Genomic DNA, 16,178 nt, shown 5'->3' on the forward strand with positions numbered 1-16,178 from the left:
TCTGATTTTTTCTTTATGATAGTGTGGTCAATTAAATTGTTTGTAATGCTTATTTATCGTCAAGTTATTACTGCATTTCTATGAAATTCTGTAGTTTTATTTGTTGTGTGAATGCATTTTATTCATATGAATTACAAATCTATCATTATGATTACTAGGAATAAATTTATTAATGTCATTCCAGTTAGCAATTTATAAGTGTATGAATATTAATCGGCAACATAGTTGGCAAAACTAACTAACATTACGCGGTTGTAACTATTGTTACATTGGGGAAACGTTTACATTAACACCGTATCGATCACGTTAAACCTAATTCCAATCAATGTAGACTTCGCTTAGAAAGGTCAATCGAGCAGAGGATATTGCTCGAACCTCTCCCTACAAAAGCAGTATAACTATAATAATTGACAGGATTAGTTCGATGAAAAAACTGACTATACTCGCTACTCTATGTGCTGGAATGTCTTTCGGTACTAGCGCACTTGCTGAAACGACGCTTGGTTTTACGGTTTACAAATATGATGACAACTTTATGGCCGTTGTTCGTCAAGCTATCGTGAAAGTTGCAGATGAAGACAAAGATGTTCGTTTGTTAATGAATGACTCTCAAAATAGCCAATCAATGCAAAATGATCAGATCGATATTATGCTTGCTCGTGGTGTGAAAGCCCTTGCAATAAACTTGGTTGATCCTGCGGCGGCTCCCGTTATTATTAAAAAAGCAAAAATGGATGATGTGCCAATTGTTTTTTATAACAAAGAACCATCAGCGGCTGCATTAGCAAGTTACGACAAAGCATATTATGTCGGAACTGATTCAAAAGAGTCTGGTATTATTCAAGGCGAACTGATTGCTAAGCAGTGGTCAGAAAATGCCGATTGGGATTTAAATAACGATGGTGTTATTCAGTATGTTTTACTTAAAGGTGAACCTGGACACCCAGATGCTGAAGCACGTTCGAGTTATGTAATCAAAACATTGAACGAAAAAGGATATAAAACAGAACAATTACATCTTGATACTGCCATGTGGGATACCGCAATGGCAAAGGATAAGATGGATGCATGGGTTTCAGGACCTAACGGCAGTAAGATTGAAGTTGTTATTGCTAACAACGATGGTATGGCAATGGGTGCTGTAGAATCATTGAAAGCGGCAGGTAAAACCGAGCTTCCAGTATTCGGTGTTGATGCATTGAGTGAAGCATTAGCGATGGTACGTTCTGGCCAAATGGCTGGCACAGTATTGAATGATGCAAGTAACCAAGCAAAAGCAACATTTGAATTAACCCGCAACCTTGCAAATGGTCTTCCTGCAGGTGATGGAACAAATTGGAAAATAGAGAATAAAGTTGTACGTGTACCGTACGTTGGCGTTGATAAAAGTAACCTAAACTAATTTTCTGCCAACTAGAAGTGGGAGACGTTCTTCTCCCGCTTTTATAACCTTCTGGTTAATGCCGCTATGACAATAATAAATAAAAATGAATTTCTGTTGGAAATGACAGGAATAAGTAAAGAATTCCCTGGGGTTAAAGCACTCGATAAAGTGAACTTGAAAGTGCGCCCTCATTCTATTCATGCATTAATGGGAGAAAATGGCGCAGGGAAGTCGACTTTATTAAAATGCTTGTTTGGGATTTATGAGAAAAACGAAGGAGACATCGTTTTCTTAGGTAAAAGTATTAATTTTTCATCATCAAAAGAAGCGTTAGAAGCTGGTGTTTCTATGGTACACCAAGAACTAAATCAGGTTCTGCAGCGTACCGTTATGGATAATATTTGGCTTGGCCGTTATCCGACAAAAGGTTTCTTTGTTGATCAAAAGAAAATGTATGAAGAAACTAAAAAAGTATTTGAAGAACTCGATATTGATATCGACCCTAATGTAAAAGTCGCGACCTTATCTGTATCTCAAATGCAGATGTTAGAAATTGCAAAAGCATTTTCTTATGACGCAAAAATTGTGATTATGGATGAGCCAACATCGTCATTAACTGAAAAAGAAGTTAATCACCTATTCAAGATCATTAAAAAGCTAAAAGAGAAAGGCTGTGGCATTGTTTATATTTCTCACAAGATGGAAGAAATATTTGAAATCTGCGATGAAATTACCATTTTACGCGATGGTGTTTGGGTTGATACACGCCCGTTAGAAGGTTTAACCATGGATCAAATTATCGGTATGATGGTTGGACGTGAATTAACGCAGCGATTTCCTGAAAAAACAAATACGCCGAAAGAAACCATTTTAGATGTGAAAAATTTAACGGCGTTGAATCAGCCTTCTGTTAAAGATGTTAGCTTTGAACTCCGCAAAGGTGAAATTCTAGGCATTGCTGGATTAGTGGGGGCGAAGCGAACCGATATTGTCGAAGCCCTATTTGGTATTCGTGAGCGTAGCAGCGGCGATATTATTTTACATGGTAAACACCTAAAGAATAAAGATGCCCACGAAGCCATTAATAATGGTTTTGCGTTAGTGACAGAAGAGCGACGCTCTACAGGCATTTATAGCAACCTCGATATTACATTTAATTCTTTGGTAGCAAATGTTGAACAATATAAAGAAGGCTTAGGGCTGCTCAGTAACCGAAAAATGAAAAGCGATACCCAGTGGGTAATCGATGCAATGAGTGTGAAAACACCGTCGCATAAGACAATGATCGGTTCATTATCTGGTGGGAATCAGCAAAAAATCATTATTGGGCGTTGGTTATTAACCGGTCCTGAAATATTAATGTTAGATGAGCCAACGCGGGGTATTGATGTTGGTGCGAAATTTGAAATCTATCAACTGATATTAGAGTTGGCCAATAAAGATAAAGGGATAATTATTATCTCTTCTGAAATGCCTGAACTTTTAGGTATTACTGATCGCATACTCGTGATGAGTAATGGTCGTGCTGCTGGCATCGTAGAAACAAAAAATACCACACAGAATGAAATTCTCGGTTTGGCCTCTCGTTACCTTTAAGGATTAGGGTTAATGGAAACTTTAAAAAAACTCAGCATGATGCGCTACCTCAAAGAAGGGGGCATTTATGCGGTGCTATTTATTTTATTGGCAATTATTGTTATTCAAGAACCAAGCTTTTTAAGCTTAAGAAACCTGAGTAATATTCTTACCCAATCATCTGTACGTATTATTATTGCATTGGGTGTTGCAGGACTTATTGTTACTCAAGGTACTGATTTATCGGCAGGTCGTCAGGTAGGTTTGGCTGCGGTATTATCGGCTACTTTGCTTCAAGCGGCAGATAACGTTAACAAGGTTTTTCCCAATGTTGGTGAAATTCCAATTGTTGGCGTTATTATCGTTGTGTGTGCCGTGGGTGCATTAATCGGTTTGATCAATGGCATTATCGTTGCGTATCTACATGTTACCCCGTTTATAGCAACATTGGGTTCAATGATCATGGTATACGGTGTTAACTCGTTATACTTTGATTCAGTTGGGGCATCACCGGTTGCCGGTTTTGATGAGCGTTTTTCTGATTTTGCTCAAGGCTTTATTCGCTTTGGTGATTTTAGATTATCGTACCTTACGTTTTACGCCATTATTGCTATTATATTTGTCTGGATTCTATGGAATAAAACTGTTTTTGGTAAGAACATTTTTGCTATTGGTGGTAATCCAGAAGCGGCAAAAGTATCGGGTGTTAACGTGCCAATCACACTGCTTAAAATCTATGCCTTATCGGGTGTGTTCTATGCATTTGGCGGTATGTTAGAAGCGGGTCGAATTGGTAGTGCGACTAACAACCTTGGCTTCATGTACGAACTTGATGCCATTGCTGCCTGTGTTGTGGGTGGTGTGTCATTTGCGGGTGGTGTAGGTAGTGTTGCAGGTGTTGTAACTGGGGTATTAATCTTTACCGTGATTAACTACGGTATGACGTATATTGGTGTTAGCCCTTACTGGCAGTACATTATTAAAGGCGGCATTATTATTTTCGCTGTGGCACTTGATTCAATGAAGTATGCAAACAAAAAATAATAATAAGTAACGACAAAGGCAAAGAGCTAATCGCTCTTTGCCTTTTTTCGTTTAATTGAAATAGGAATTCAACGTATGTCTTTTAAAGGTAAAATATACGCATTATTTGGGTTTATTATTGCTCTTGCAGTATCAACGTCATATTTAAGCGTGAATTATTATATTAGTCAGTATATTAACGATAACAGTATTAACAATATAAACCATCAGCTTAATTTGGTGCGTGATAAGCTTTCTGGTGATATTAAAAATAAAGTCTTACTCGCTGAAAATATAGATACAAGTTCATCAGGGTTAGCAGAGTTACAGGAACAGTCTGGGTTCTATCGCATCAATAAAATCATTCAAGGGATGGTTTTTACTGATACTGGTACGGTGACTGATCCTACGATTACTGAACCATTGGTGTCTATGGTGAAGGCTGCGGGTGATAAGGTAACCGTTAGTGACATCTTTACTGATCAAGGCAAGGCTGTGATTACAGTGACCAAGCCGGGAGCTAATGGGCGAGGTGATATCTTCTTCATTGATCTGGGTGATATTCAAATCTTGCTAGAAAGCTCGACGGCTAAAGGTAGCTATCTTGAGTTGACTGATCAGGCAGGCACATTACTATTCAGTAATAAAGTGTCAGGTGATTTAATTAAAGCGGAATACCCCGTGGCGGTGGGTGATAAGACTTGGTTGTTAACGGGTTATATTGATAAAGCCTTTATCGAACAAGATACGAGTGTGCTTAACAATGCGATTACTTTGGCATTGTTCATCGCTGGCGTGGCGATCATTATAATTAGTATTGTGCTAGTGAATATTGCCTATCGTCCGATTAGTAGTCTTCGTGACGTTGTCACTGATTTGGCTGGGGGAGAAGGGGATCTTACCAACCGATTAGATGTGTATAGCAAAGATGAACTCGGTCAGATTGCCGGAGCGATAAATCAATTTACTGAAAGCTTACAGAAACTCATGCTGGGTGTTTCTGATTCCACTAAAATACTGGGTGATGGCGTAGGGCAAATTTCTGCGCATGCAGAACATAACCAATCTTTAATGGCGACGCATGTCGCTGAGACCGAGCAAGCCGTCGCGGCGATTACAGAAATGAGTGCAACTGCTGATTCTGTCGCCCAAAGTGCTTTGTCAGCAGCACAGCTAACAGAACAATCAACGCAACAGGCTGAACAATGCAAAGCGTTAGTTGGGCAGTCAGTGCAGAGTGTCGAAGCTTTAGTGAATGAAGTGGAACATATGTCTGGCTCTATCCATACCTTAAATCTAGATATTGGTAAAATTAGTAGTGTATTAGGGGTAATAGGTAGCATCGCTGAACAGACCAATTTGCTAGCGTTAAATGCTGCGATTGAAGCCGCGAGGGCGGGTGAGCAAGGACGAGGTTTTGCGGTTGTTGCCGATGAAGTACGTGCGTTAGCCGATCAAACCCAAAAAAGCACTAAAGAAATTAATGAGATGCTAACGAAGTTGCAGTCAGGCACGAGCTCTGTTGTATCGGCAATGGAGAAAACGAAGCAAGGTTGCCAAGTATCAGCTGCCGCGACAGCGCAAAGCACAGTATCGTTAGATGCCATGACCATATCGATTGCTGATATCAACTCGCTTAATACCCAAATAGCCACAGCCGCTGAAGAGCAAAGTGTCGTGACGAACGAGATTTCTCGTAACATGGAAACGATTCAAACTATGATTGCGGAGCTAGATGAGAGCGGTAAAGCAACACGCTTGAGTACTGCTCAACTAGCGGAAACAAAAGCGCAATTAGTCGAGGTTGTTGAGCACTTTAAACTGGCTTAATGTGTGAATCCAATCTTGACACGTACTAGAACATTGACTTATTTATTTGGATATAAAAAAACAGTTCACTCTTACATAATTGTAGGAGTTGAACTGGTTTCTATTTTTTATCATGGCGATTTTAAACCGATTTACACCGTAAATTTTGCCATTTCGTTATTTAAATCGACCACTTTATTTTTGATTTCTTGGGATGTGGCATTTGCGCTGTCGCAATTATTAGAAACGTCATTGGCGGAATCTGATAGTTGATGAACGAGATTTGCCAATGATTGTGAAACCGAAGATTGTTGCTCGGTGGCTACAGCAACATCACTGACTTTTTGCGAAACATCCTGCATTTGATTAATGGTTTCAAGCAGCATATTACTGGCTGTAGAGGTTTGTTGGGTACCTGTTTGTACTAACCTTTGACTCTCGCCAATAACCTTAACTACTTGTACGGTTGAGCTTTGAATTGCTTCAACAATGCTATTAATTTCGGTGGTCGAGTCTGTTGTACGCTGTGCCAGTAATCGAACCTCATCGGCGACAACCGCAAAACCCCTGCCTTGCTCGCCCGCTCTTGCGGCTTCGATTGCTGCATTTAATGCTAATAGATTCGTTTGCTGTGCAAGGCTTTCTATTACCTCGGTTACCCGCTCTATACGGTTACTTTCTTCACTTAAACTGTGCACCATACCACTGGCACTTTCAATTAACTGGTGAAGCTCTTCGGTGGTCAGTTTATTTTGAGTGAGTGCTTGCTCACCATTGGTTAAGTACTCTGTTGAAGTCTGCAAACTTGCAGAAACATCTTGTGTGTTTTGAGCTGTTTCATTTGCTGTGACAGAAAGTTCTTCAATTGCCGTGGCCATAGAGCCTACTTTATTCGCTTGATTCTGCGTTTCATTCGCTGTTCTAGTATTTATATTAAGTAAACTTGTCATACTTGAATCGACGTCGCCGGCTTTGTTTGAAACAGCTTGAACTAAAGAAGAGAGCGAGCCTGTCATACGGTTTACTGCAACCATTAATGTGGCTAGCTCATCTGAGTCACTATTTTTTAGTGGGCTACCTGAAAAGTCCCCGAGAGAGATATCTTCTGCACGCTTAGCGATAATGCCTAGGCGTGAGCCAATATTACGACCCAGCCATGTCGCAATAATAAGGGCACTCACACTTGCAATAATGGCGGTAGCACCAAGCATCCATATAACATTAGCAACACTCGTATTGATAGCGAAGCCGCTTGCCTGTGCGGTTGTTTGCTGGTTTTGTACGACTTTCTCGAGTGATAATTCAAGTTGGGCTGCGATAGGTGTGACGTTATTGGCCATCAAGAAGTTCGCTTTGTTCCAATCCGGTGCTTGGCGCAATACGATAACTTGATCTGCTAATGGCAGATACATTTTCTGCATCTCTTCAAATAGTTGCCACAAATTCACATCACTTTCACTTAAGCGGTCGATTTTAGCGTTTATTTCAGCCACTGATTTTTTATGACTGATAATTAAATCATTGTATTTGTTTGCATAATCTTGTTCGCCATACAATAAAAAGTCACGCAGCACACTTAGGCTGTTAGCTAACGAATTATAGCTATCTGCATAAACTTTAATTAGGCGCTTTCTCTCACCACCAAAAGGATTGTTTTCTTCTTCATTTAACAAGCCTTGAAGCTGGTCAAGCGCGACCTCTGCAATCGGTGCGGCTTCATTTAATAGTAAGGTATGAGCGGGAAGGTTCTCTTCAGTATGACTGATATCCATTATCTTGTTTTGTGCACTTACCAGGCTTTTCCACTGTAGGTCTATTTGGTCATAATTATCAGAGGTTAAATGTGCTTGTAGCGTCGGTAATAATGCATCAACCGATGCGATTGTTTTTGCCAGTTCACCTTTCAATTTAGCTGCGGTATTTTCATTTGTGCCGAGTAGCATGTATGCCCGAACTGATGACATTGAGGCTTGTACTGATTGCTGTAGAGAGCGACTAGCATCGACTGTGGGTAGGTCAACATTCAGCAAGGAATTGGCATTGGTTTCTACTTGGGATACCAAGTTATACAGTGCGATAGAAGAGAATAAAAAGAGGGCTGTAACCAACGAAAAGCTTAGTCTGAGTTTTCGTGCAATCGATAATTTCATAACATCGTAAATCCATTTACAGTAAAGTCATGGTTAATATAATGTTAAATTAATCAATTAGGAATGGTCGTTTTATCAAACTGTATCGAAATGGCGTATTGTTCTAAACGAGTATATATAAAAAGATTTTGATGCTTTATAGACCGAAAATATTGATTGGATGTACCCAGTTTATTGAATCCCTATAACCATATATGTGGTTGTTTATTGCTCATATTTAAGTCAATGGGCGTAGAATGCTTGGCTCATATGTATGACTTATATCGCTTGATTGGTAAAAGGTACAATTCAGGACTAGCCTGATCATTATTAACATCGCAGGTGTGGCTGCGACGCTTAACTAACGATATGAATTAACATAAGGATATGTGATGAGTGAGAAAGTGTACCGATTTAATACTCCGCAGCGACTCTTCGTGGGTTATACACTGGCTGTTTTGGTCGATCTGACCGTCCTTAATTTCTATGATGAGTACTGGGAATTCGTCAATATAGAGTCTTTTACGGTTTCATTTGCAGCAGCGTTATTATTGCAGTTGTTACTCAAGTTATCGCTTGCCGCTGAACACAAGCTAGCAAATTATTTCAAACAAAAACCAGGTGCTGCCGCAAAATTTTATCGTGGTATGAGCACATATATCATCTTAGTGGGCTCAAAGTTCGTCATGCTTGAAGCAATTAATATTTTGTTTGGCGATAAAGTGCAATTTACGGGGCCACTGCATGGTGTTGTGGCATTCTTTGCTGTTGTATTCACTATCTTAATCAGTGAAATTATTGTATCTAAAATCTATTTCGCGCTGGATAACGGTAAAGAGTAATGGTCACCTTTGTTTCCAACCTTTGTCCCCAATAAAAAAGCAGCGGCCTAGCCGCTGCTTTTGTTTAATATTTTTTAGTGCCGTTGTGGCGAATGATATTAATTGCGTCGTTAAACTTTAAGCCCTTTCATTAATCCTTCCAGAACATCAGCTTGATGATTCAGACGCTGTATTTCGCTGGTTGATTGAGTAACCATATCAGCCACGCGTTGCGACTGTTCACGTACTTGTTCAACGTCTGATGCGATATTATCCGCAACTGCACCTTGCTCTTCTGCTGCGGCTGCAATTTCAATACTACGATCTGCAATATATTGGTTTTGCTCAGAGATATGACTAATATCTTTACTGACTGACCCCATCATTTTTTCGCTTGATTCTGCATTATTAACGGTAAGGTGCATGACTTTCATCAAGCTCTGGCTATTGGTTTGTAGCGCCTCGATCATTGACTTAATTTCAACCGTTGCAGTTTGAGTTCTACCTGCAAGGGTACGTACTTCATCAGCAACAACAGCAAATCCACGGCCTTGTTCGCCTGCACGCGCTGCTTCGATGGCTGCATTCAATGCAAGTAGGTTTGTTTGTTCTGAAATAGCATTAATTGTTGTTACAACATCATCAATTTGGGCGGCGTTACTATCGAGTTCAGCAACGGCTTCAGCGGCAGAATTTATCTCTACTCCTAATTGATTTATAGATTTAAGCGTTTGATTTACCTGAGCTAAACCCTTGGTTGTTGTTTCTGTCGCTTGGCTAGTTTGGCTTGATGTATCTTGTGCATGACTAGCAACTTCGCGAATTGAACCTGCCATTTGTTCTGTTGCACTGGCGAGAGAATCAATTCTATCTTGTTGCTCGTGTGTTAATTGCTCATTTTCAGAGCTTCGTTGGCGTAGCTCTGAGCTAATTTGCTGAATTAAAGCAATGGCTTCTTGTGTTGCTTTCACTAACTGTTGCTCTCGATCTGATACGCGATCGATTGTTTGTGCAATAAGATTAAAATCGTTTCGTGCAGGAGAATACGCAATACGTGAGACTAAATCGCCATCAGCAAGACGTTGAACAGCATTATAGATATTATAAAGAGCGCCACCCATGAAAGTCATGATGTAGTAAAGGCACATAATAATGAAAAGGCATGAAGCTAAAATAATGCTTATGTGGCTGAAGGCCAATGATGAGATTAAGCTCGGCTGCTCTTTTATCGCGAGGCTGTAAGAGGTATTGGGTACTGAAACGGTATCGATGCCATAGCCACCAACCTGAATATTACTGCCAGTCAGAATACGATTAACGTCATTTTCAGTCAGATTTGATTGAGCGATTAAGTTTGCAACAGTTCCCATGTTTTGTTGTAGCAATTGTTTTTGCTGGCTCTCTGATGCATTTATTAATGTCAAGCTGACAATGATTATTGCTAGAACTGGCGTGAAGAAGAGAATTAAAAAATTCTCTTTAAGAGTCACATTGACTAAATATTTATCAATCCAACGGAATGCAATTTCTTTCATTGTATTTATTCTCTAAGTACAGCTATGAATAGTCAGGGTTTTAAACTGCTCATATTATGTATGTAAACAATGTTCTAGTTCTGTTGAATTAAGTGATCCCAATCACGAATGTAATGATCAAAGTTATTCAGCCACTCCGCCCTTCCAGAGAACCAATTGAAAACGAGAACTTGGTGTTCACGTAATGGCCTCTATTTAATTATCCAGCGGTTCAATACGTCGTGATCAATATTGATTCTTATCCAGCATAGGCGGCTTCAATTTTACGGTAACTCAATTTGAAAAAGAGATAGTTCTGACTCATTGAAGGATGATATCTGCTGGAAAATTGAAGCCAAAATTTGATGGCCATTCTACTGGGAGTAGAGAGTGGTGACGGAGATCATAACTTATTGATCCTGCTTGAGATATTACCCAAATTTGATACGTGTGTGGCAGTTTTAAACTTACTGAATGATATAGTCCTCGAAAATACCTATCTATAACAAAAGGTTATGATAATTATATCAATAATTTAAAACATACAGTTTAGCGTAGATTTCCACAGTTCTTACCTTATTAATATCATGAACAAATTGATAATGCCTAACTAATAAGGCACACAACCGACACAATTAAGCCCACATATTTGGAGTGAAACATGCAAGACCATAATTCAAGGTTCCCTACGATTTCTAAGATTCTTATCTTACGGCAACTTCTTTGGGGGGCTGCCTTCTACGGTACGTACGTACTTTTAACTAAATTTTTTCTAAATGACTTAAATTACAGTGAAGCAGACACCATTATGATGATGGGTGCCTTCGGTGCTGTTGGTCCTGTCTTCTCGGCGGTTGGTGGGTTTGTTGCTGACAAATATATTGGTGCTTTCCGCGCTGTCTATATTGGCTACACAGCGTATTTAGCTGGATTTGTATTGCTGGGAGTTGGTGCTAGCGGCCTCAATGTACCTTTAAGTATCTTTGCGATTGCATTAATTGGTTATGCACGCGGCTTATCTGCTACTTGTCCAACGGTTCTTTTGGGAAACTCCTATTCAGAGACCAATCGAGAGGCATTCCAACAGGGTCTGACGGTAAACTATTCAATCAACAATCTTGGCTCTTTTTCTGCTAAGTACCTATTTCCTTTCTTGATTGCTTACCTTGCATATCAGGGGGTTTTCTTTATTGCTGGGCTACTCATGGCTTGCATCTTGATCATATTTTTCAAGTTCCGTAAAGAGCTAGAGAGTGTGGGTAACGATTTAGATAAAACACCACTGCCATTCATGACATGGGCACTCTTTTTTGTAGGTTCAATTGCGACGTTAGGCTTGGTATTTTGGATTTTCTCAAACCTAGATATGGGGAAATACATTCTTTACTCGCTAGGCTTTGGTGCTATTGGCTACTTTATTTATGAAATCACTAAAGCAACTCGTGCTTATCAATTCAAAATGGTCGCGGTACTGATCACTGTTTGTATTCTAATCGTGTTCTATTTTTTCTACGGCCAAATGTTCACATCAATGAATATGTACGCTATTAACCTGATGGGTGACAAGCTACTTGGTTTCATTCCAATTTATCCTGAATCTAATATGGCATTCAACCCACTATGGTGTTTTGTTCTGGGTGGGCCAATGATCCAGATATATGCTTGGTTAGATCGTAAAGGCTATTCTCCGACGATTCCAACTAAGATCGCAGGCGCATTTGTACTCAGTGCTATCGCGTTTACGTTATTGGGTCTATCTTCAGAAAACATGGGGCCGGATGGTAAAATCTCAGCAGACTGGATTCTATTAGTACATTTCTTTCAATCTGGAGCTGAGTTGATTGTCGGTGCATTAGGTGCTGGCTTTATTTTTGAGATGGTACCTCGCTATTTAGCTGCTTTCTCTATTGGTTTGCGCGCCGTCGCGATTTCACTCAGTGGTATTTTGGCTGCGGTAATTGCAACTAAAATCGCGTTGCCTAAAGACATTGTATTTACGCCAGAAGTGGTCGAAGCGGTCTATACGGGTTATTTTTATATGTTAGCCCAGATTGCTGCATTCATGTCTGTCTTGACCTTCGCTTTGTCACGCGTGATCCAAAAGTTGATTTTACGTGGGGAAGAGCTTGAAGCAGAAGAAAAAGGCGAAAAAGAAGCAGCTCTGTCGCATTAAGTGTTGTGAGTCGCGAATGTAATGATGAAGCTTGTTCAGTAATCAAATAATCGTTCTTCATAGGTTTTGTATCATTTTACGGTAATACGAATTAGAATCATTATCTAAAATTTAAAGGTGTGTGACTTATGAAGACGATTGCTATTTTTGGTGCGAATCGAGGTTTAGGCTTAGCAATAGTTAAGCATTATGTTCAACAAAACTATTCAGTGATTGCGATGGTACGGAGCCCTGAAAAGGCAACCGAGTTGGCTGAATTGAACGTCAAAATCATTCAGTGTGATGCTGTTAATCAAGCCGATGTTCAATATGCTGTGGGTTGCTTACCGAAAGATGCCATTGTGATTTCGGGGATGGGAAGTTTTCAAGCTCAGCAACCTGTCGACTATATCGGTCACCGTTATTTGATTGATGCGCTTGAAGAACAAGAAATACAGCGCTTCTTAATGGTGACGTCGCTAGGGTGTGGTGATTCATGGTCGATGCTTTCTGATCGTGCAAAAGCGGTATTTGGCGGTGCGGTACGTGAAAAAAGCTTGGCGGAATCTTGGTTACAAACCAGCCGATTGGCTTACACAATTGTAAGGCCTGGAGGTTTAAAAGATGGTGAATCAACAGGAAACGCTGAAATTTACCAAAATGAAGAAGTGCATGGTTTGATTAATCGAAGTGACGTTGCTGTGATAACAGAAAGGTTGCTGAATGATGACTCTTCTATCGGGCAAATTTACGCAAGTGTTGATCCTACATTGGGCTACTAATAAGGTTGAGTCTAATTCTGCTATAAATCATCTAAAAAGGAGAGCATCGCTCTCCTTTTATTCAATTATTGGGGTGAGATTAGTCACCGCCTCCATCATCGTTATTAGAAGAAGCTCCGCGCGCGTATTTTTTATTCCGTTCTTCCAATTCGAGTTGATCTTCCTCTTTTTGCTTATTGATAACAGCTTCTGCTTCATCATCTTTTGGCGTGAATAAACCTTTAGCCCATTCGAACATATCCTGTACCTTTGTTGCTTCATATTACGAAGCTTTGTTTAAAGTTTAGTCTACATTAACAGCAACATTAGTTGTGCTTTTCTGAGCTGACAACCTTTTTGTATTTATCGGCTTGGCTAGCCACACAATAGGAATTAAGCATAAGCATAAAATGCCCGTCATCCAGAATATGTCAGTAGTTGACATCATATAGGCTTGGCGAGTTAATTCGCCATTCACTGCGGTTAGGTTATCGCCCATTTGATGGATGAATTCCATTGCGCTTTGATTCGCATTGGTAAAACCTTCCGCTAATCTGGCATGGTGAAATTCCATGCGTTCATCCCACATTGTTGTGACGATAGAAGATGAAAAGCTACCAAACAAGGTTCTAAAGAAGGTCGATAATGCAACGGCATTGGCGATTTGGTCACTGCTGACGCTTGTTACAACCAGGTTTTGTAGTGGTACAAAAAACGCTAAGGTGGCAGCCCCTAGTACGAATTGCGGCAGCATAATGTAACTGTATGGAGCATCAAGGCTATAACTGGCTCGCCAAAACCCAACAATAGAAAACACAACGAAGGCATAGCTGAGTATGATCCGCAGATCGACCTTTTGTACGAGCTTACCAATAATGGGGGCGCTGATTATTGCCAATATACCGATGGGTGCTACTGCATAGCCAGACCAAGATGCGGTGTAGCCCATCACACCTTGTAACCATAGAGGAAGTAAGACGGTTGACCCAAAATACATCATGAAACCCAAGCACATCACAACAACCGCAACAAGGAAGTTACGTTGTTTGAAAAAACGGAAATTCACGATTGGGTTATCATGATACCATTCCCAAATAATCATTATCCCCCATGACAAAATGGCCACGAAGGTCAAGCCAACAATGAGGTTTGACTGAAACCAGTCATTATCTTTACCTAAATCGAGCATCATCTGTAAGCTACCCGCCGCGATAACCAACAGACCAATACCAATATAATCGATGTTCTCACGCTGTGTTTTGGTATCGCGATCCTTAAGCAAAACATAAACCAGTATACTGGCAATAATACCGATGGGTACATTGATGAAAAATATCCACGACCAAGAGTAATTATCGGTAAGTACGCCCCCCAGAATTGGGCCCATAATGGGGGCGACAACCACGGTCATCGACCATAAAGCCATTGCCATTCCGTGTTTTTCTTTTGGAAAGTTACGTAATAATATACTTTGTGACAAAGGAGCAATTGAGCCTGAAACTGCCCCCTGCAGTACACGGAAGAAGATCAGCATCTCGATACTGCTAGAGATCCCGCACAGTATTGACGTAACAATAAAACCCACAACAGCAAATGTGAATAAACGTACTTCACCAAATCGGCGGCTTAGAAAGCCAGTCATTGGCATTGATATTGCGTTGGCGGCACCAAACGCGGTAATTACCCATATACCTTGGTCGGTAGATATGCCTAAGTTACCCGCAATAGTGGGTATGGCAACATTGGCAATAGACGTATCCAAGACCATCATAAAGGTCGCCATTGATGTGGCGAGAGTGATCAATAAGAGGCGAATCCCTTTGACAGGTGCTAAATCATTCATATTATCACCTCATTACAAGGTGATTTGATGAACAAATGTGTCAATATGTTGATCAACAGCTTGTAGGTGCTGTTGAGTAATATTGGCAAGGCTTTCATCAGTGGTAAAAACAGAGTGGTCAAAGGGTTGATTAGCAGCCGATTCAGTATCAACCGTTACTTTCATCGACATACCGATACGAAGTGGGTGGGTTTTGAATTGTGCTGGATCAACGTAAATACGTACCGGTACACGCTGAATCACTTTGATCCAGTTACCTGTCGCATTCTGTGCTGGAATCGCAGAGAACGCACTGCCAGTACCTGCTCCTATACCAGCAACAACGCCTGTGTAAGTGTGTTTGCTACCGTATAAGTCAGAGATTAACGTAACAGGTTGCCCTGCTTGCATATTGGTTAGCTGAGTTTCTTTAAAGTTTGCTTCAATCCATACTTTATTCAGTGGTACTAGCGTCATAAGTGCTTGTCCTGGTTGAATCTGTTGACCAACTTGTACGGCACGCTTGGCAATCATCCCGCTTTTAGGCGCAATAATTGTGCTGTTGACCTGTGCCAAATAGACTTTACGCAACTGTGAAATAGCGGCTTCAACCTGTGGGTTATTAAGCAGTTTCTCTTTAGGCAGTAATACCTCAGAAGCTTCCAGTTGTTTGTTCAATGCTACAAGATTTTGTGAGCTGATGTTGACTGCGTTTTTAGCATGAGCAAGTACTTCTGGTAATACTGAGCCATCTTTGTCGCCGCCAATTCGGCGGTTGTAATCTTGTTTTGCTTGTTTGTAGGCGATTTTTTCAGCTTGAACTTGCGCTTTTAGTTGGTCGATTTTGATGTAATTGCTTTGAACCTGACGCAAGGTAGCTTTTAGGTTCGCTTCAGCTGACTGTTGCTCTAATGATAATTTATTACGATTCAAAGTGAGTAGTTCACTGCCTTGCTTAACCGCTTGTGTATCATCAACGTTAATCGTGTCTATTGTTCCGGGTTCTTGTGAGGTAATCATTACCTGCTGACCAGCCACATAGGCATCGTCTGTTTGCTGTTGCGTAGTCGGTAGTAACATGAACCAAATACCTGCCGCTACCGCAACAATAAGGGTGAAGCTGGTTAGAATAATATTACGTTTTTTCTTTGATGAGTTAGATAGTGTTTGAGCTGTCATTGTTATTCT

General features: G+C 40.4%; 12 protein-coding genes. 7 read left to right on the plus strand and 5 right to left on the minus strand.

Annotated features, from left to right (window positions below; genetic code table 11):
* Positions 1–424: 424 nt before the first annotated feature.
* From mglB to C9J48_RS09210, 4 genes are all read left to right on the plus strand, one after another.
* Positions 425–1,402, plus strand: coding sequence for a galactose/glucose ABC transporter substrate-binding protein MglB (mglB, locus tag C9J48_RS09195; protein ID WP_006228486.1), 978 nt, complete (start codon positions 425–427; stop codon positions 1,400–1,402).
* 66 nt (positions 1,403–1,468) lie between these two features.
* The gene (gene mglA / locus C9J48_RS09200) at positions 1,469–2,980 is read left to right on the plus strand and encodes a galactose/methyl galactoside ABC transporter ATP-binding protein MglA (RefSeq protein ID WP_081450064.1); all 1,512 of its coding nucleotides are present in this window, start codon (positions 1,469–1,471) and stop codon (positions 2,978–2,980) included.
* 12 nt (positions 2,981–2,992) lie between these two features.
* Positions 2,993–4,003 (plus strand): galactose/methyl galactoside ABC transporter permease MglC, encoded by a 1,011-nt coding sequence (mglC, locus tag C9J48_RS09205; protein ID WP_006228484.1) that lies wholly within the window; start codon positions 2,993–2,995, stop codon positions 4,001–4,003.
* Between the two features lie 75 nt (positions 4,004–4,078).
* Positions 4,079–5,812, plus strand: a complete 1,734-nt coding sequence (locus tag C9J48_RS09210) for a methyl-accepting chemotaxis protein (protein WP_006228483.1) — start codon at positions 4,079–4,081, stop codon at positions 5,810–5,812.
* A 131-nt stretch (positions 5,813–5,943) separates the two neighbouring features.
* On the opposite strand, the gene C9J48_RS09215 is transcribed toward C9J48_RS09210, so the two are convergent.
* Positions 5,944–7,941 carry a HAMP domain-containing methyl-accepting chemotaxis protein gene (locus tag C9J48_RS09215; protein ID WP_006228482.1) on the minus strand — a complete coding sequence of 666 codons (1,998 nt, stop codon included), beginning with the start codon at positions 7,939–7,941 and terminating at the stop codon, positions 5,944–5,946.
* A 371-nt stretch (positions 7,942–8,312) separates the two neighbouring features.
* Here C9J48_RS09215 and C9J48_RS09220 point away from each other — a divergent pair, with 371 nt between their 5' ends.
* Entirely contained in the window at positions 8,313–8,762 is a 450-nt protein-coding gene (locus C9J48_RS09220; RefSeq protein WP_006228481.1) for a hypothetical protein, read from the plus strand.
* A gap of 110 nt (positions 8,763–8,872) precedes the next feature.
* Here the strand turns inward: C9J48_RS09220 and C9J48_RS09225 are convergent, their stop codons facing one another.
* Positions 8,873–10,276: a methyl-accepting chemotaxis protein gene (locus C9J48_RS09225; RefSeq protein ID WP_006228479.1), complete on the minus strand. Its 1,404-nt coding sequence runs from the start codon at positions 10,274–10,276 to the stop codon at positions 8,873–8,875.
* Positions 10,277–10,916: 640 nt separating this feature from the next.
* Between C9J48_RS09225 and C9J48_RS09230 the strand changes: the two genes are divergently transcribed.
* Complete coding sequence (locus C9J48_RS09230; RefSeq protein ID WP_107251701.1) at positions 10,917–12,428, plus strand: peptide MFS transporter; 1,512 nt, start codon at positions 10,917–10,919, stop codon at positions 12,426–12,428.
* Positions 12,429–12,556: 128 nt separating this feature from the next.
* Positions 12,557–13,189: an SDR family oxidoreductase gene (locus C9J48_RS09235; RefSeq protein WP_006228425.1), complete on the plus strand. Its 633-nt coding sequence runs from the start codon at positions 12,557–12,559 to the stop codon at positions 13,187–13,189.
* Positions 13,190–13,268: 79 nt separating this feature from the next.
* Here C9J48_RS09235 and C9J48_RS27870 read toward each other — a convergent pair whose 3' ends face one another.
* From C9J48_RS27870 to C9J48_RS09245, 3 genes are read right to left on the minus strand one after another with little or no spacing between them, the layout of a single operon-like run.
* Positions 13,269–13,427, minus strand: coding sequence for a hypothetical protein (locus tag C9J48_RS27870; RefSeq protein ID WP_006228426.1), 159 nt, complete (start codon positions 13,425–13,427; stop codon positions 13,269–13,271).
* A 45-nt stretch (positions 13,428–13,472) separates the two neighbouring features.
* Positions 13,473–15,011: a DHA2 family efflux MFS transporter permease subunit gene (locus C9J48_RS09240; protein ID WP_006228427.1), complete on the minus strand. Its 1,539-nt coding sequence runs from the start codon at positions 15,009–15,011 to the stop codon at positions 13,473–13,475.
* Between the two features lie 12 nt (positions 15,012–15,023).
* Positions 15,024–16,169: an HlyD family secretion protein gene (locus tag C9J48_RS09245; protein WP_006228429.1), complete on the minus strand. Its 1,146-nt coding sequence runs from the start codon at positions 16,167–16,169 to the stop codon at positions 15,024–15,026.
* Between the last annotated feature and the right edge of the window lie 9 nt (positions 16,170–16,178).

The organism is Photobacterium profundum (genome assembly GCF_003026285.1).
Lineage (GTDB): Bacteria > Pseudomonadota > Gammaproteobacteria > Enterobacterales > Vibrionaceae > Photobacterium > Photobacterium profundum.